This window comes from Nocardioides marmorisolisilvae, from assembly GCF_003725775.1.
Taxonomy (GTDB): Bacteria; Actinomycetota; Actinomycetes; order Propionibacteriales; family Nocardioidaceae; genus Marmoricola; species Marmoricola marmorisolisilvae.
This window is the reverse complement of sequence record NZ_RJSG01000006.1, coordinates 205,800-223,674: the sequence shown is the minus strand read 5'-3', so window position 1 is coordinate 223,674 and position 17,875 is coordinate 205,800. Positions and strand designations below refer to the sequence as shown.

9 protein-coding genes are annotated in these 17,875 nt (G+C 72.1%); 2 read left to right on the top strand and 7 right to left on the bottom strand.

What is annotated here, in order from left to right; translation table 11 throughout:
• The first annotated feature begins 13 nt into the window (after positions 1–13).
• Positions 14–457, top strand: a complete 444-nt coding sequence (locus EFL95_RS19040; RefSeq protein ID WP_123235690.1) for a nitroreductase family deazaflavin-dependent oxidoreductase — start codon at positions 14–16, stop codon at positions 455–457.
• Here EFL95_RS19040 and recD read toward each other — a convergent pair.
• The 5 genes from recD to EFL95_RS19015 are packed head-to-tail and all read right to left on the bottom strand — an operon-like array spanning position 450 to position 10,193.
• Entirely contained in the window at positions 450–2,195 is a 1,746-nt protein-coding gene (gene recD, locus EFL95_RS19035; RefSeq protein ID WP_221176511.1) for an exodeoxyribonuclease V subunit alpha, read from the bottom strand. The genes EFL95_RS19040 and recD overlap by 8 nt on opposite strands.
• A complete protein-coding gene (locus tag EFL95_RS19030; protein WP_246005051.1) occupies positions 2,192–5,557 on the bottom strand; it encodes a UvrD-helicase domain-containing protein in 3,366 nt (1,121 codons plus the stop codon). The genes recD and EFL95_RS19030 overlap by 4 nt, the downstream gene beginning before the upstream one ends.
• Complete coding sequence (gene recC, locus EFL95_RS19025; RefSeq protein WP_123235688.1) at positions 5,554–8,844, bottom strand: exodeoxyribonuclease V subunit gamma; 3,291 nt, start codon at positions 8,842–8,844, stop codon at positions 5,554–5,556. Before recC ends, EFL95_RS19030 begins: the two co-directional genes overlap by 4 nt.
• Before the next feature lie 36 nt (positions 8,845–8,880).
• Positions 8,881–9,522 (bottom strand): ACT domain-containing protein, encoded by a 642-nt coding sequence (locus EFL95_RS19020; RefSeq protein ID WP_123235687.1) that lies wholly within the window; start codon positions 9,520–9,522, stop codon positions 8,881–8,883.
• Positions 9,523–9,566: 44 nt separating this feature from the next.
• The gene (locus EFL95_RS19015) at positions 9,567–10,193 is read right to left on the bottom strand and encodes an NADPH-dependent F420 reductase (protein WP_123235686.1); all 627 of its coding nucleotides are present in this window, start codon (positions 10,191–10,193) and stop codon (positions 9,567–9,569) included.
• Between the two features lie 24 nt (positions 10,194–10,217).
• Here EFL95_RS19015 and EFL95_RS19010 point away from each other — a divergent pair, with 24 nt between their 5' ends.
• A complete protein-coding gene (locus EFL95_RS19010) occupies positions 10,218–11,552 on the top strand; it encodes a cryptochrome/photolyase family protein (protein ID WP_123235685.1) in 1,335 nt (444 codons plus the stop codon).
• Between the two features lie 2 nt (positions 11,553–11,554).
• Here EFL95_RS19010 and EFL95_RS19005 read toward each other — a convergent pair whose 3' ends face one another.
• Together EFL95_RS19005 and EFL95_RS19000 are read right to left on the bottom strand one after the other, a co-directional pair.
• Entirely contained in the window at positions 11,555–12,367 is an 813-nt protein-coding gene (locus EFL95_RS19005) for a hypothetical protein (protein WP_123235684.1), read from the bottom strand.
• A gap of 79 nt (positions 12,368–12,446) precedes the next feature.
• Entirely contained in the window at positions 12,447–17,780 is a 5,334-nt protein-coding gene (locus EFL95_RS19000) for a beta strand repeat-containing protein (RefSeq protein ID WP_148045115.1), read from the bottom strand.
• Positions 17,781–17,875 lie beyond the last annotated feature (95 nt).

Below are 17,875 nucleotides of genomic sequence, written 5' to 3'. Positions count from 1 at the left end.
GCATTGACCAGGTATGACCCTTCAAGGCGAGTACGTCCCGAGCAAGGCGGACTGGGTCCGCGAGCAGGTCGCAGCGTTCGAGGCGTCCAACGGCGCCGAGGCGAACACGCTGCGCGACTCCGGCGACCCCATCGTGGTGATCACCTCGGTCGGCGCGAAGTCCGGGAACCTCCGCAAGAACCCGGTGATGCGCGTCGAGCGCGGCGGCGAGTACCTGGCCGTCGCCTCCAAGGGCGGTGCCCCGGACCAGCCGGAGTGGTACTACAACTTCCTGGCGCGTCCCGAGGTCGAGCTCCAGGACGGCGCGGTGAAGAAGACCTACGCGGTCCGGCTGCTCACCGGCGCCGAGCGCGCGGACTGGTGGCAGCACGCCGTCGACACCTGGTCGACCTACGCGACCTACCAGACGAAGACCGACCGGGAGATCCCGCTGTTCCTGCTCAGCCCGATCAGCTAGGTCGGGCGAGCCGGGCGGCGAGCCCGGAAGCGCGCTGCGCCGGCCGTGCGATCGCGGCGCGCAGCGACTCCTCGGTCCCGACGATCCGGACGACGTCGCGCGCCCGGGTGATCGCGGTGTAGAGGAGCTCGCGCGAGAGGATCAGCGACTCCGGCTCGGGCAGCAGCACCGTGACCGTGCCGAACTGGCTGCCCTGGCTGCGGTGCACGGTGATCGCGTGCGCGGTGCTGACGTCGGCCAGGCGTGAGAGCGCGAGCACCCGGTCCTCTCCGCCGATGTCGAAGACCGCCGTACGGTCGCCGTCGTCCTCGCCGACCACGACCCCGGTGTCCCCGTTCCAGAGGCGCAGTCCGTAGTCGTTGCTGTTCACGATCAGCGGTTCGCCCGGGTAGTGGGCGGGCAACCAGTCCCGACCGTCGCGCTCGCCGATCCAGCGCTCGATGCGCTCGTTCCACCACGCGACGCCGTACGGGCCTTGCCGGTGCGCGCACAGCAGCCGGTGCGACTCCAGCGCTGCCAGTGCTCCGCGAGCGTCCCCGGCCAGTGCCAGGTCGCGCACCTCGAACGCCGGGCCCGCGACCAGCTCGCGGATCCGCGATTCATCCGCGGGGTCGACGAGCTCGATGTTCGCCGAGCCCTGGACGAGCACGGACCAGGCCTCGTCGGCCCGGTCGTCGCGGACCGCCGCTGCGAGCGCACCGATCGCGTCGCCGAACCGGTGCGAGGTGACCAGGTGGCTCACCGGCGAGGGCTCCCGGTCGCGGAAGCCGAGGACGACGTCGTGCAGCACGGCGCCGGCCTCGACCGAGGCCAGCTGGTCGGAGTCGCCGACGAGGATGAGCCGCGCGTCGGGGCGGACCGCCTCCACCAGGCGCGCCATCAGGGTGAGCGAGACCATCGAGGTCTCGTCCACCACCACGACGTCGTGCGGGAGCCGGTTGCCACGGTGGTGCCGGAACCTGGTCCCGTTGTCCGGCCGGGTGCCCAGCAACCGGTGCAGGGTCGAGGCCTCCAGGCCTTCCACGTGCACCCGGTCGGCGAGCGGGAAGTCCTCGGCCCGCGTCGCCTCGGCCAGGGCTTGGGTCATCCGCGCCGCTGCCTTGCCGGTCGGTGCCGCCAGGGCGATCCGCAGCGGCGCGTCGCTGGCGTCGGTGAGCACGGCGAGCAACCGGGCCAGCGTGGTCGTCTTGCCGGTACCGGGGCCGCCGGTGAGCACGGAGGTCCAGCGCCGGACCGAGGCGTCGGCGGCCGCGCGCTGCTCGGCGTAGGTGGGCCCGGCGAACAGCCGACCCAGGGCCTGCTCGACACGCTGCTCGTCGACGTGCGGTGCCGGGCGAGCCACCCGCGCGAGCAGGTCCTCGACGACGTCGCCCTCCTGCCGCCAGTAGCGGTCGAGGTAGATCAGTCCGTCCTCCACCTGCAGCGCCGTCCCCGTCACCGGGCTCGCCGACACCGCGGCGAGCCACCGGTCCGGCTCCGGCCAGGCGCGGTCGGCGTCCAGCTCGGCGACCCGCGTCAGGTCGAGGCACACCGAGCCGTGCCGGACCGCACGCACGAGGAGGGCGACAGCGAGCAGCACGCTCGGGTCGGACTCGCCGCCGATGCGGCCGATCCGCAGCGCCACGTGCACGTCGGCCGCCGTGAGCACACCGGCGAGGTTGAGCTCGGCCAGCTCACCGCTCGCACCCAGGGCCAAGCGGTGGTCCCAGGCGTCGGTGGGTTCGAAGATCTCGGTCACGCCGACCTCACCTCCGTCACGCCGTCCAGCAGGTCGGAGAGGGCGAGCACCAGGGCGACCGGCGGCTGCCAGGAGAAGATGCCGGCCGGGTTGCCGTCCTGCCCCCGGTGCCGGAAGGTCGGTGTCTCGGGTCCGCACATCCCGCGCAGGTAGAGGTAGAGGACGCCGCCGATGTGCTCGGACGGGTCGTAACCGGGCAGGCGCCAGCGCAGGAAGCGGTGCAGCACCACGGCGTAGAGGAGCGCCTGCAGCGGGTAGTCGGAGTGACCCATGGCGCCGTCGAGGGCGTCGGGGGCGTAGGCGAGCGCGGTCAGCTCCGCCTCGCGCGGTCCGAGCCAGTTGGTCTTGTAGTCGACGACCAGGAACCGGTCCCCGATCCGCAGCACGACGTCGATCGAGCCGGTCAGGTACCCGACCAGCGGCTGGTAACCGAGGGCCGGGTCGCGGAGTGCCTCGGCGTAGCCGCGGACCGGGTCCCCCTCAGGCAGGTGCGCGAGCAGCAGCGGGCCCACGTCGGCCAGGCGCACGTCGGCCCGGGTGGTGCGGGCGAGGTCACCGCCGGCCAGCGGCATCTCGAAGTCGAGCTCGCAGAGCCGGTCGGCCATCGCGATGGTGCCCAGGGTCGCCTCCCCGACCAGCGGACCGAGCGGGCTCGCGTAGACGGCCAGCAGGGCGTCCGCGAGCGCCTCGGCGTCGACGTCCTGCGGCCAGGCCAGCAGCTGCTCGGCGATCTCGGCGCTGATCGCGGATCGCAGGTCGCCGTCGTGATCGGGTGCTGCGGGATCGGTGTGCTCCAGGACCGCGTGCACCAGCGAACCGAAGGTGGCACCCACCGGGAGGTCAGCCATCGGCGAGCGGAGCGCGGCGTCGTCCAACGGCTCGGCGATCACCGCGTCCGGACCCATCTCCTCGTCGTCGCGGGGTGCGGACTCGGGTTCGCTGCCCACCGCTGGTTCGGCGTGCGCGGCCCCGGCCGCGGACAACGACGAGTAGGAGGTGCGCCGCCACGCGGTGTCGACGACCCGCGAGAACGTCCGCACCGCCAGCTCCCGCTCGTCAGCCGGCAACGGTGCCGGGTCGACGTCGACCGCCAGCGCCTGCTGGACGGCCGGCCCCCGGCGCCCCTCCCACGCCCGCAGCCAGCGGACGACCTCGGCATCGGGTCCCGGCTCGACGCGCGGCGCCGAGCCCCCGTCCCCCGGCTTGCGCCCGAGCAGCAGCCGGTTCAGCGGCGACGTCGGGACGTTGTTGCCGGCCGCCCACCACGCGATCAACCGGGACTTCGCCCGGGTCATCGCCACGTAGAGCAAGCGCAACGACTCGCCGTCGTCCTCGGCCTTGGTCTGGTTGTCGAGCGCTGCCGGCCGGCCGTCGGAGCCTCCGACGTGCACGACGCGCTCGCCGGTCTCGTCGTGGTAGGCCAGCACCTCGGCCTTCCTGCCGCCGTACCGGTCCGAGACGAAGGGGAGCAGCACCACCGGGTACTCCAGGCCCTTGCTCCCGTGGACGGTGACCAGCTGCACGGCGTGGGCGTCGCTGTCGAGGCGGCGGGTGCGCTCGGTCGCGGTCTGGGTCAGCTCCTCGGACATCTGCTCACGCATCCAGGCGAGCAGGGCGACCAGGCCGAGGCGCTCGCGGCTGGCCACGTCGTGCAGCGACTCGGCCACGTGCCGCAGGTCGGTGAGGTGGCGCTCACCCCCGACCCGGCCGAGGACACGGGCGTTGAGTCCGTCACGCGCGACGGCCGTCTCGAAGACCGCGGCAACCCCGCGCTCGCCGAGCAGCGCTGCCACGTCCCGCAACCGGTCGGAGAGCTGCTCGGTGAGCGTGTCACCACCGTCGACGAGGTCGGCCACCGTGTACCCGTAGAAGGACGTGACCGCGGCAGCACGCACCCGCGCCGAGCGGTGCGGCTGCTCGAGGGCCTCCAGGAGCGAGCGCCACTCGGCGGCCGCAGGCGTGTCGAAGACACTGCCACCCCCCGCGATCACCGCCGGTACGCCGACCTCGGCGAGCGCCTCGCGAACCTGGTCCAGGTGCGCACGTCGGTACGCCAGCACCGCGATGTCACCCGCCGTGAGCTCCCGCTCCCCGGTCTCGTCGACGAAGGTCGCGCCGCAGGTCAGCAGCTGCTTGACCTGCGCTGCGGCGTCCGCCGCGATGCGCTGGTTCACCCCGCCGACGGTGGCCAGCTTGTTGGGCGGCGCGCCGAGGTCCTCGCGGGTGAGCACCCGGACCGTGAACGGGGCGCCCGGTGCCGCCAGTCGCGAGGCCGGCTGGCTGGCCTCGACGGGCAGCACGACGATCTCCGGGCTCCCGAGCTCGGCACCCTCGAGCACCACCTGCACCTGCGCGAGCAGGCCGGCGTCGCTGCGCCGGTTCACGCCGAGGGTCTGGTGCACGTCCGCCGACTGCTTGGCCTGGAGGTAGGTGAAGACGTCGCCACCCCGGAAGGCGTAGATCGCCTGCTTCGGGTCGCCGATGAGCACCATCGTCGCCACGCCGCTGAACGCCCGGTCGAAGACCTGCCACTGCACCGGGTCGGTGTCCTGGAACTCGTCGACCAGCACCACCGACCACCGCTGACGCATGCGGGAGCGGGCCGGGGCGTCGGAATCCTCCAGGGCGTCGGCGAGCTGACCGAGCAGGTCGTCGTAGGAGAGCACGCCGAGGCGGCGCTTGCGCAGGTCGAACTCGGTGCGCACCTTGCCGGCGAACGCGACCCGGATGCCCGCGATGCTGTCCTCGGGCGCATCGGCCGGCTCCAGCCGCGCGCGCGGGTCGCGCACCGCTTCGCGGCCGAGCGTGAGCGCTTCCTTGCGGGGGAAGGCCTGCGCGGACGTGGCGTCGGCGTGGTCGCGCAGGTAGAGGTCGTCGACCACCTCCACGAGCAGGTCGTCGAGATCCTCGACCAGGGTCGCGCCGGCGTCGGTGTCCCCCGCGACGCCGAGGCCCTTGAGCACCATGTGGCAGAACTGGTGGATGGTGACGATGGCTGCGGAGTCGAACGACGTCAGCGCGTCGCGCACCAGTCCGCGTCGTCTCCGCAGCTCGGTCTCGTCCACGGCGACCACGAGGTCGACCAGGTCGTCGCGCTCGCGGGTCGTCGATCCGGTGAGCACCAGGTCGGACAGCACCCCCTCGAGGGCGACGAGACGTTCCCGGACTCGCTCGCGCAGCTCCTGGCTCGCGGCACGTCCGAAGGTGACGACCAGCAGCTGGTCCAGGGTGGCCTCACCCTCGGCCACGTAGCGGGCGACCAGCGCCGCGATCGTCCAGGTCTTGCCGGTGCCCGCACTCGCCTCGAGCAGGACGGTCCCGGTCGGCAGCGGGGCGCGGATGTCGAACTCCTCCACCCTCACCACCCCCGCTCGTACTGGAGCAGCGGTCCCCAGACCGCGGTGGCGATCGACTCCAGGCCGACCAGCGCCTCCACCGGTGCCCGTGTCCCGAGCAGCCGGACGAACGCGACGTCCTCGTTCTCGCCCGGGACCGGCGAGCTGTCGCTCGCGGCCCAGGCGTCCTTGGCCTGCCAGCTCGCCTTGTTCAGGCTCTGCTCGCGGCCGACGGCCCAGGCGCGGCCGGTGGCGAGCGGGAGCGGTGCGAGCTCGGTCAGGCCACGGTCGCGGATCTCGACGAGCCGACGCAGGTGGTCCCGGGCGAACTCGGCGCTCACCGGGCCCATCGAGGCCTGGCCGCGCTTGCGGGCCGAGCCCTTGCCGAAGGCGTGCCCGGTCAGCTGCTCGTCGGGCAGGGCAGCCTGTGCGGCCAGCAGGTCGAGCCACAGCCCGAGCGCCGGCTTCGCCCGCAGCGAGGAGTAGGTGAGCCGGACGACCGCGTCGCCGTAGATCCCGGGCACCGCGCCGACCAGGCGGCGGCCGCCGCCCAGGTCGACGACGACGTCGAGCGAGCGCGGGTCACCCACCCGCACCGGTGCGCTGCTGTTCAGCACCTCCTCGGCGTTCCGCAGGATCTCGGTGAGGCGCTCCGGGGCGAGGTCCCCGGGCGGGAGCGAACCCCGGGTCAGCTCGGCGTCGATGCACGCCTGCGGGTCGGCACCGGTGAGCAGCGAGGACACGATCCGGTCGCCGACCGACCAGGTCTCCAGGCTGTCGAGGTCGATCGGGATGGCGTCCCGGATCTCGTCGGCGTCGTAGGCGGTGGCGATGTCGAGCCGTCGCAGCAACGCCCGTGCGGGATTGCGGTAGAAGTCCAGGAGCTCCGCGAGCGTGACGTCGGCCTCGGGCTCGGTCGGGACCGGAGCACCCAGGAACGGCGGGACCGGGAGCGGGTGCCGGGCGGCGAGCGCCCCGGCACGGGCCGCGGCGTCGAAGCTGAACGGACCGGGGGTGCCCAGTTCTCCCGGCACGAGGTTCCGGGGGTCGAAGGGCTGGAGCGGGTGGGTGATCAGCACCCGGTCACGGACCGGGGCCGCGGAGGTGCGGTCCAGCGCGTCGAGCAGCTCGCCGACGGGAACTGCCGGGGGCCGGGGCTGACCGGTGTGCTCGCTCGCGCCCGAGTAGGTGATGACTAGGGTCTCGGTCGCGGCCAGCACGGCGTCGAGCAGCAGCTGACGGTCCTCGCTGCGCGGGTCGCGCTCGCCGGTCAGCGGGTCACGGGCGAGCACGTCGTCGCCGTCGGCGGTGGTCGTCCGCGGGAAGACCCCGTCGTCGAGCCCGAGCAGGCAGACCACCCGGTGCGGCACCGAGCGCATCGGCACCATCGTGCAGACGGTCAGCGTGCCGGTCCGGAAGTTGGCTCGCGTCGGGCGGCCGGCCAGGCGCTGGGTCAGCAGTGCACGCACGTCCGCGACGCGGAGCTGGACGGGCTGGCCGTCCGCACCGTTCCCGATCGAGGCCAGCTCGCGCTCCAGCTGAACGACCTGCCAGGCGTCGTCCCGGTCGACCGCGGTGAGCGACTGGACGCCCGCGGACAGAGCGGAGACCCAGGCGCCGGCGTACCGGGCCTGCTGCAGGTCCTCGACCGCACGCTGCACCCGGTCGACGGCTTCGGCGAACCGGCCGGCGAGGTCGATCGAACCCGAGCCGACGTCGTCCAGCGGAAGGGTCCGCCCGAGCAGCACCTGCTCCTCGGCCATCGCCACCCCGACCAGGACGCGGTCCAGGCCGGCACGCCAGGTGTTCTGCTCGAGGGCGCCGAGACCGAAGTCGGTGCGGTGCTCGCGCGTCAGACCCCAGCGCACCTCGGAGTCCGCCACCCACCGGGTCAGCTGCGCGAGGTCGTCGTCGTCGAACCCGAACCGTCGACGGACCGCGTCGTCAGCGAGCAGGTCGAGGACCTGGCTCGCGGTCGCACGCCCGCCGACGAGGTCGACGAGGTGGCCGGCGACGGCGAGCAGAGCGTTGGTGCTCTGCAACCCCCGGTCGGCGAGCCGGACCCGGAGGCGGTGCGCGGGGTGGCTGCCCTCGGAGACCTCCCCGAGCCCGAACCCCGCCTCGATCAGCGGAGCGAACGTCTCGACGTCCGGGCACATCACCAGGATGTCGCGCGGTTCCAGCGTCGGGTCGTCGGCCAGCAGACCGACGAGCACCTCGCGGAGGACGTCGACCTGGCGGGCCGGTCCGTGGCAGGCGTGCACCTGCACCGAGCGGTCGCCGTGGTCGTGGGTCCGCGCGGACGCCAGGTCAGCGGGGGCGACCGCGTTCGCGCGCAGGTCGTGCTGGAGCCAGCCGAGCAGCCCCGACCGCTCGGGGGCGTGGCTCGGTTCGACGATCGCTTCCGTCACCCCGACCCCGGCCAGCGAGCGCTGCAGCTCCCGCGCGTCCCGTCCGAGCGAGGCGAGCAGCGGGTGGCCGACCAGGTGCGCGGTCCCGTCCGCCGACCGTGGCACCCGCCCGCCGGCCACCGCTTCCGTCAGGTCGTCGGCGAGCGAAGCCGAGACCTGCGGCAGCCACAGGTGCACGTCGCGGTGGTCCCCCAGAGCGGCGAGGAGCTCGATCTCGGTCTCCGGCAGTCGCGTGTGGCCGAACAGCGAGAGTCGCCCGGGCAGGTCGAGGTCGTCACCGCCGGCGTGCAGCTTCTCCAGCGTCGCGGCGTGCCGTACGTCGGGAGGTGGTGCGTCGACCCGGTCGAGCAGGCCGCGCCAGAGCTGCGGCTGCCAGAGCAGGTCGTCGTCCAGGCGGTGCCCGATGCCGTCCTCGTCCCGTCCTTCGCGCCACGCGGTCACCAGGGCCGGGCGCTGGGCGGCGTACCCGGTGAACAGGCCGGCCAGCCGACGCGCGACCGAGTAGCGGCGCCCCTCGCGCAGCTCGGCCTCGACGCCGGTCTCCTCCCGGCCGAGGTGCCGCGCCAACGTGGCGCACCAGTCCTCGTCGAGACTTGCGTCGATCACCTCGAGCAGCGGCCACACCAGTCGGTCGGGGTCCCAGGGATCGGTGCGCTCGGTCCCGGTGAGCAGCGCGACCAGCGAGCGCGGGCTCAGGAACCGGACTCCCGCGCACACGCCGTCCTGGCCCGAGCCGGCGCCGAGCCGGTGCGAGAGCCGCTGGGCCAACCAGCGCTCGACGCCCTTGGCCGGGACCACCACGACCTCCTGCGCGAAGGGGTCGGCCAGCGGTTGCGCCAGCACCTGCGCCAGTGCACCGGCCAGCACGTCGGTGCTGTCGGCGTGGTGCAGGTGCAGGGTCACGTCGGCAGGCTAGCGGTGAGACCCGACGCAAACGTCCTAGGCGTTGCGGCGCAGGGACGCGGCCATGGCGACGAGGTGCGCGAGTCTCGCGATCTCGGAGTCCTGGAAGTCCGGGCCGCCACGACGGCCCACCACGATCAGCTCGTCGGAGTTCAGCGGCGAGGCGGCGACGACCAGCTCGGACCACTCCTCGGGAACGTCGATCACCGAGGCCTTCTCGAGGTTCGCCGGCCAGGTGACGCCGTGCGGCACGTCGCTCGGAGCGGCCGGGGTGCCGTGGGTGATCTTGGCGCCGTCCCCCTCCCGCGTCATCACCACGCCCCAGTCCACGCGGAAGACCTCAGGCAGGGCGTCGACCAGCGTCTGGATCGCGCCCGCGGGGTTCTGGGTCATCGACTCGACGGCTTCGAGGTCGAGGAACAGGTTCCCGCCCGCGGCGTACCGGGAGATCCACAGCACGCGGACGCCGTCCAGCGCGGTGCAGGCGGAGACGATGCTGTCCGGCATGACGCCGGGGTTCGCCTCGATGAAGACGTCGTCGACCGCGACCTCCGCGACCGGGTCCTTCGCCACGATCTCGATGGCCTCGATGTTGGCACCGGCAGCACCGATCGCGCTCGCCAGCCGTCCCAGCGAACCGGGGACGTCGGGGAGCTCGACGCGCAGCAGGTAGGACATGCCTCGACCTTACTGAACGCGGGTTTCGGCCGGGTTTCGCCCGGTCACCGCACCAGCTTGAGGTTGAAGTCGGCGGTGCCCAGGTTCCCCATCAACCGCACCCACAACGGCAGCCACATCTCCAGCCCGCGGGCGGCGTCGAGGCTCGGGAACTCGACCACGTCGGCCCAGCCCAGGTCGGTCAGCAGACCGCGCACCAGCGCACGGGCCTCGGCGTCGTCGCCGGCCAGGAACATCGTGCTCTCACCCGGCAGCTTCGCCGGCTCCACCATCACGGCGGCGTTGACCGTGTTGAGCGACTTCACCACCCGGGCCGTGGGGAACGCCCGCTGGAGCTGCTCGGCCAGGCTGTCGGTGTCCTTGACCGTCAGCGTCGGCGGGAAGCCGTTCGAGAAGTCGAGCGGGTTCGCGACGTCGAGCAGGACCTTGCCGTCGAGGTCCACGTGGGCGAGGGCGTCGGCGCTCACGTTCCCCCCGGTCGCGTTCACGACCAGGTCGGCGCCGTCCCCGGCTTCGGCGAACGGCACCAGGGCCGCTTCGTCTGCCCACTCCGCGCGACCGCGCGTCTCCGCCACGTCGCGGGTGCCGATGACCACGTCGTGCCCGATCCGGCGGAACCCGTCGGTGAGCGTGCGACCGACCGAGCCTGTTCCGATCACTGCGATCTTCATGGTCCGAACAATAGGCTCGACGCCATGACCTCGGTGCTCTGGTTCCGCCGCGACCTGCGCCTCGGCGACCACCCGGCGCTGACCGCGGCCGCGGCGAGCGGCGAGGTCGTCGGGCTCTTCGTCCTCGACCGGACCCTCTGGAAGAACAGCGGTCCGGCCCGCCGCGCTTGGATCGCAGCCTCCGTGCGAGCCCTCGACGAGGCGACCGGCGGTTCCCTGGTGGTGAAGGTCGGCGACCCGGCCGAGGTGGTGCCCGCCGTGGCGCGTGCTGCCGATGCCGACGCCGTGCACGTGACCGCCGAGACCACGCCGTACGGCCGGAGACGCGATGCCCGGGTTGCGGCGGCGCTGGCGGAGATCGGCGTGCGGGGCCAGCCGGACGGCACTCCGTACGTCGTCGAGCCCGGCACGCTGCGCACCCAGCAGGGCGGTCCGTACCAGGTGTTCACGCCCTACTCGAAGGCGTGGTTCGCGCACGGCCACGCCGACCCGCTGCCAGCGCCGGCCGTCAGCTGGGCCGACCTGCCCTGCGACGCTTCGGCGATCGAGCACCTCCGCGCCGGTGTGGAGGAGGCGCCCGCCCAGATGCCCGAGGCTGGCGAGGACGCCGCGCTGACGCGGTGGCGGCAGTTCCTCGACGCCGACGTCCGCGACTACGACGAGGCCCGCGACCTGCCGGCCGCCGACCGGACCTCCCGGATGTCGCCGTACCTGAAGTCCGGCGCGGTGCACCCGCGCCAGCTGCTCGCCGACCTCGCCGACGGGGAGGGCGCCCACCGCTACGCCACCGAGCTGGCCTGGCGCGACTTCTACGCCGACGTGCTCTGGCACCATCCCGACTCCGCCTGGACCGACCTGCGCCGTCTGGCGATCGGGTACGACGACCCCGGCGACGCGCTCGACGCGTGGCGGGAGGGCCGCACCGGCTACCCGATCGTGGACGCGGGAATGCGCCAGCTCCGGCACGAGGGCTGGATGCACAACCGGGTCCGGATGATCACGGCGAGCTTCCTGACCAAGGACCTGCACGCCTGGTGGCCGGCCGGCGCGCGGCACTTCCTCGACCTGCTCGTCGACGGCGACCTGGCCTCGAACAACCACGGCTGGCAGTGGGTCGCCGGGACCGGGACCGACGCCGCGCCGTACTTCCGGGTCTTCAACCCGGTCACCCAGGGCAAGAAGTTCGACCCGGACGGCGACTACGTGCGCCGCTGGGTCCCCGAGCTCGCGCACCTGCCCGGGTCAGCGGCGCACGAGCCGTGGAAGCACGACCTCGGTTACGAGGCCGACTACCCGCGACCGGTCGTGGACCACGCCGAGGAACGGCGCGAGGCGCTGGCCCGGTACGCCGCCCGCTGACGTCAGGAGCCGACCGGGAACGCCGGGAACGGAGCGAGCAGCTCCGTCGGGCCGGAGGCCGCCCGGTAGCGGATGATCACCGAGACTCCCGGCTGCACCGGGATCGCGATCCCACCCACGACGCCGACGAGGTCGAGCACCTCGCCGTCGTCCAGCTGCTTGCGGCCACCCGCCCGGATCGACGCAGCACCGCTGCAGCGGTCCCCGGGGTGCGGGGTCACCGCGACGTTGCTCCGGTCGGGCTGAAGGTCGATGACCGTCGGGTTCGCGACGCCGCTGGCATCCAGGTTCGCGCCGAAGTCGATCGCCGGGACGTCCGCCTTGCGGCCGCTGAAGTTGGAGATCCGGATGCCGAAGCGCGCGTTGACGAAGCCGTCCGCCGGGGCCGGAACGCACCCGTCGGCGCTCGGCTTGGAGCTGAGCTCTGCCAGCGGGGTCACCGTGATGCGGTACTTCGAGCCGTCGGTCGTCGTCCAGTCGGCGCCGAAGTGCGGCAGGCCCTGGCCCAGCGGCACCCCCGGGGCGTCGGCGCCTCCGGGGGCCAGCGTCCGCAGCAGGATGGCGGCCACGACAGCGCACCCGGCGATCGTGAGCTGACCGGCGCCGGTGCGGTACCAGCGGATCCCGCTCCGACCGGGCCGATGCACCCGGGGCGCGGGGACCCGCTCCGCGCGTCCGGCGGCGCGGTCCGCGGCGTCGCGCTCGGCCTGTCGTGCGGCCCGGCGCTCGACGACGGACACCACCCGACGGGTGAGCAGACCCGGAAGCGTGCCTCCCGGTCCGTCCCGGTCGGGAGCGCGGTGCGAACCGCTCACGTCACCCCTCTCGTGGACAACCCGACCGGGTTCCGCACCCCTGCGGTCCCGGTCGGGTTGTCATGACCATCCGGCCCGATCAGCCTCCGTAGAAGCCTAGGCCGGGAGCGGCCTGGCCGGAGATGATCGTGAACTTTCCACCGACGGCGATGGAGCCACCGCTGGTCCGGCTGATGGCGTTGACCACGTCGTTCGGCGCCGCGTTGAACGCCAGGGCGTTGTCACTGCCGGTGTCGAGGTTGGCCAGGTTCTTCCGCGCGGCACCGCCGGCGTTGGTGAACTGGCCGCCCACGAACAGCTGGCTGCCGACCAGGAACAGCGCGTTGACGTTGCCGTCCACGCCCGGGTTCCAGCCACCCACCGCGCCACTGACCGCGTCGGTCACCGCCACGTGCGCCCGACCCTGACCGCCGACCTGGGTGAAGTCACCACCGAGGTAGACGTCGCCCAGGTTGACCACGATCGAGCGGACCGCGCCGTTGGCGTTCGGGTCGAACGCGGTGGCGTTGCCGTCGCTCCCGATGGCCGCGACGTTGTTCCGCGCCTGACCACCGATGTTGGCGAACGAACCACCGACGTAGACGTCGGTGCCTCCGCTGCGCCGGACCGAGAGCACCGGACCGTCCGGGTTCGGGGTCCAGCCGGCCAGTACCGCGCCGCTCGACGCGTCCACGCCACCGAGGTTGGTGCGCGGAGCTCCCGCGAGGCTGGTGAACTGACCACCGACGTAGACCACGCCGCCCTGGGTGTCGATCGCGTTGACCGTGCCGTTGGCACCGGCCGCGTTCCAGCCGGTGACCGCACCGGTGGAACCGTTGATCGCCGCCAGGTTCGGCCGGGCCGAACCACCCACGTTGGCGAACGAGCCGCCCGCGTAGACCGTGCCGCCGAGGAACGAGAGCGCGTTGACGGTGCCGTCGGCGCTCGGGTTCCAGCTGGTGACGCCGGTGTTCGGGTCGAACTCGGCCAGGTTGTTGCGGGTCTGACCACCGAGGACGAGGAAGTCACCACCGACGGTGACGGTGCCCAGGGTGGCGTCCCGCGAGACCGTGCGGACCGTGCGACCGGCGTTCGGGTCCCAGCTGGCGTCGACGACCGGGAGGGTCGTGCTGGTCGAGCCAGCGATGTTGATCTTGGCCAGGCGGTGCCGGACCAGGGTCGTGAACGGGGTGCTGGTGTTCGGCCGGGTGTCGATCGTGGTGAACCCACCACCGACGATCAGCGTGCTCGACGAGGTCGTCCCCGCCCATGCCAGGCTGGTGACCGGACCGTTCGGGTTCGGCAGCCAGGTGGCCATCGGCGGGCCGGCGTTGTTGGAGGTGTTGGTCAGCGCCGCGTTGCCTCCCACGAAGCTCGACCCGAACTCACCCAGGTTCTTGATCGCGGTACCCGCGATCGAGGTGAAGTCACCGCCGATGTAGACCGGGATGTTGCTGATCCCGTTGACCGGCTGCGGAGCGATCGCGTTGACCGTGGCAGCACCACCGGCGATGTTCGGGTTCCAGCCGAGCAGCGAGTACGCCGAGTCGGCGACCAGGGCCGCGTTGTTGCGGGTGGTCGTGGACGGCGTACCGGCGACGACGGCGTAGGTCCGGTCGAAGTGGCCACCGACCAGGACGACGCTGCTGGACAGCCACGACAAGGTGTTCACCGTGGCGGTCGGCTCGGTGCAGGCCGAGGTCCCGGTGAGCGCGCCCTGGCAGACGCCGAGCGTCCAGCCGTTGCGGGCCACCGAGCTCAGCTGCGTCCCGGTCCAGGTCAGGGAGGCGCCTGCGACCAGACCGGCACTGGTGCCGCCGGCCTGGCTGAACTGGCCTCCGAGGAAGACCGTGTTCGTCAGGTTGGACGTCAGCGTCTTGACGACTCCGTTCGGGTCACCGCCACCGAGGTACACCGGGCTCGCCGGTGCCGCCGGGTCGATGAACATCAGGTTGCTGTGCCCGCCGAAGGTGAACGAACCACCCACGGCCAGCACCTTGGACGTCCCGTTGCTCACCCGGGTGAGAGCCCGGACGGTTCCGTTCAGACCGCTGTAGCAGTAGGTCTGGTCGACCGAGCCGTCGCTCACCAGGTGCGCGAGGCCCGGGCACGGGATGCCCTTGACCTGGGTGAAGGAACCACCCAGGAAGTAACCGCCCGTGCCGTCCGGCACGGTGGCCAGCACGCCGCCGTTGGCGGCACCGGCCGTGGCCGAGGCGAGCTTCACGGTCTTGCCCGTGACGTCGCTGCCGGCCTTGAGACCGTCGTCGACCAGGCCCGAACCGCCGGTCGGCGCACCCACGGTGTCGAAGCTGCCTCCGACGTAGGTGGTCGACCCGGATCCGGCGACGGTGGCGTTGACCGTGCCGTCGGGGATCTGGGTCACCGGCTTGGCCGACAGGTCGTTGAACAGGACCACGCCGGTGGTGCCGCTGTAGGCGTCACCGGTGCCGTTCAGGCCGTGGCCGGTCACCTTGACGCGCAGCGTCGAGCCGTCGTCGGACGGGTGCTGGACGGTGTACTGCGAGCTGGTCGCACCGCCGATGTCGACGCAGTTGTTGCCGCCGGCGTCGCAGCGCTGCCACTGGTAGGTGAACGGCGCGTTGGTGTCGGACCAGTCGTTGGTCGTGGTGCTCGCGGTCAGGGTGTCACCGGTCGCCACCGAAGCGCCGACGGCGTTGGCCGGACCGTTCTTGATGCCCGGGGGGTTGCCGGTGTTGACCGGGTCACCCGGGACGTACCCGATGTTCGAGTACGCCGGCAGGGCGCTGTCGCCACCATGGTTGTGACCGGTGACCGAGACCCGGATGTAGCGGGCCTTGTCCGCGGTCGTGAGCACGTAGCTCACCCCGGCGGCGCTGGTCGCGGTCCCGTTGGCCCCGGCGATGTCGGTGCACATCAGGCCCATCGAGTCCAGGCAGCGCTGCCACTGGTACTTGTAGCTGGTCGCGCCGGGGTTCCACGTGCCCAGGCTGGACAGCGTGGTCGCGTCACCGACGTGCCGGTTGGAGCCGAGCACGGGGGCGACCGTGTTGACCGGCGGCGGCGGGAGCTCGACCAGCGGGGTCTTGTCCGAGGTCACCTGGGCGTCGCCGTCCAGGTTGTGACCCTTCACCGTCACCGTGAACTTGTGGTGCCAGTCCGTCGGCTCCACCGGCGGCGGGCCGGTCTCGGCGCCGTACTGCAGCGTGTACGTCGCGTTGGTCGCTCCGGGGATCGGCTGGCAGTTGCTGCCGTCCGCGGCGCACTTGTTCCACTGGTAGGTGAAGCTCGGTGCGTTCGGGGCGCCCGGACCCCAGCCCGCGAGGTTCGCGGTCAGGGTCGAGTCCACCGTCGGCGAACCCCCGATCGTCACCGTGCCGGCCGTGGTCGGGAGGAAGCAGATCACCGGGGCGAGGTCGAGCGTGCCGGTCGGGAAGACCGGGTTGACGTTCGCCGCGGTGCCGGCCGGGCAGGTGATCGTGCCGGTCTTGGTGTCCGGCACGGTCTGGTCGATCTGCAGGCCGAGCGACTTGGTGGTCCAGTGGTAGGTCGCCTGCCGGTTCGCCGCCTTGAAGCCGCTGGGCAGGGTCACCACCGGCGCGCCGGCGAGGGCGAGGGTGGAACCGGGCGCGTAGCAGCCGTCCACCTCGTCGTTGCCGGTGTCGATCGCGAAGTGGCCGGCACCGACGGTGGCGCTGCCCTTCTTGGCGCTGGTGTTGAAGGCCGTGGTGTCGTTGATGCGGACGCCCACGCCGAGCGAGGCGATCGCCGTGCAGTTGTTCGGCGAGTTGGTACCACCGATCTGGACGTCCTGGTCGAGCGACGTCGGCGAGGACGCCGTGAACCCGGACGAGATCGAGTCACCGCTGGCCGCGTTCGGCGAGCAGGTCCCGTCGCTGATCGAGAGGCACGAGGTTGCCGCGGTCGGGGCGGAGAACACCCGGGCCGGCGTGCTGCCCACCGCGGGCCGGTCGGTACCGACCGCCGTGCCCAGCGACAGGCTCGAACCGACGGCGAACTTGTAGCCGAACGAGTCCGAGGTCTGGGCGCCGGTGTAGTTGACGTTCACGCCGGCACTGGCCAGCGGGGCGTCGACGTGCGTCGCGGTGGGGACGTTCTCGAACCGGTAGTTGATCGAGAGGCCCGAGCACGCGCCGATGCAGACCTTCTGCGTGACGATCGGCTTCGGCGCCGGGGTGAACAGCGGCGGGATCGTCGGCAGCAGGGTGCCGTTGGTGAGGTTCAGGTCCTTGAGGATGATCGGCGGGATCGTCAGGTTGGTCCCGCGGTGCACGGCGAAGTTGTCGTCGATGTTGAGCTTGGCGCTGTTCGCGGTGTCCAGCGTCGCCGAGGTCGTGTAGACGATCGGGACGGTCGACTCGGTGGTGTCGTAGCCGAAGTTGATGACGTTCAGCAGACCGCCGGTGATGTCGACGGGCAGGACCGGCTTGGCCAGCGGCATCTTGGTGATGGTCTGGGTGAACTTGATGCCGGTGATGCTCGTGCCCGAGCCGGTGAGCGCGAAGCTGGTGGTGCCGCACAGGTCGAACAGGCCGTCGTGGTCGACGTCGATCGGGGTCGGCACGTTCATCAGCGCCTTAGTCTCGGTGACGATCGGCGTCGAGGAACCGGGCGGGGTGTAGGTCGAGGTCCAGTTGTACTTCAGCAGCGTCAGCAGGGCGCTGGCGATCGGACCGACGTTCGGGATGTTGTTCACCGACGCGAGGGTGTCGTCGTAGACCTTGGAGTAGGTGTCGCGCAGCAGCTGGTTGGTGGCTGCGTCGGTCTGCTGGATCAGCGGCAGCGCGGTGATGTAGGTGCGGGTGGTGTCCAGGCCGACGCCCGGAAGGAACATCCCCGGGATCGCGGTCAGCGAGCAGACCGGGGTGACGATGCTCTGGGCCACCTGGAGGCCCGTGGTCAGTGCCAGCGGCAGCAGGCCGGCGACCTCACCGAGGGCCTGGCCCTGCAGGTCGGTGAGGATGCCCTGGGTCTGCTCGGTCACGCCCGCGGGGTCGAGCGCCAGAGCCGCGGCAGCGGTGTTCTGCGCGCGCGTCTGCAGGTTCGTGATCGCGGTCCCGGCTGCCTCGGTGGCGAGCGCGGAGACCACCGGCGCGGCAACGGCAGCGCCGGTCTTCAGCCCGTTGAGGAGCTGGGTGAGGGTCGTGGTCGTCTGGGTGACGCCGCCCGGAACGTTGGTCACGCCGAGGATGTTGTCCAGCGTCGGGTTGATCCCGGTGAGGTCAGCAACCGCGTTCGCACCGAGGGTGTCGTCGACCCCCACGGTGAGGTTCGTCGGTGCCGTCGCTCCCGGGAGCTGGATGATCACGCCGAGGACCGAGGCCATGGCCGGCGAGCTGAATCCGAGAGCGCCGACGAGAACGCCGACGAACAAGAACTTGCGGAGACGCGCGAACCTGCTGCGGCGCGTTCCAGCGGCGTGCTGAGACATGCGAAAACCCCCACGGTCTTCCCCCTGCGCCGTCACTCGACGGAGCGAGCGAATATTTCCGCCGGGCAAGGAGGCGCGTCAACGGAGTCCGTTAA

Excerpts from the sequence above, each read along its gene's own strand:
- EFL95_RS19010 (WP_123235685.1), top strand. The coding sequence starts at position 10,218 with ATGACCTCGGTGCTCTGGTTCCGCCGCGACCTGCGCCTCGGCGACCAC.
- EFL95_RS19020 (WP_123235687.1), bottom strand. The coding sequence starts at position 9,522 with ATGTCCTACCTGCTGCGCGTCGAGCTCCCCGACGTCCCCGGTTCGCTG.
- EFL95_RS19015 (WP_123235686.1), bottom strand. The coding sequence starts at position 10,193 with ATGAAGATCGCAGTGATCGGAACAGGCTCGGTCGGTCGCACGCTCACC.
- EFL95_RS19040 (WP_123235690.1), top strand. The coding sequence starts at position 14 with ATGACCCTTCAAGGCGAGTACGTCCCGAGCAAGGCGGACTGGGTCCGC.
- EFL95_RS19000 (WP_148045115.1), bottom strand. The coding sequence starts at position 17,780 with ATGTCTCAGCACGCCGCTGGAACGCGCCGCAGCAGGTTCGCGCGTCTC.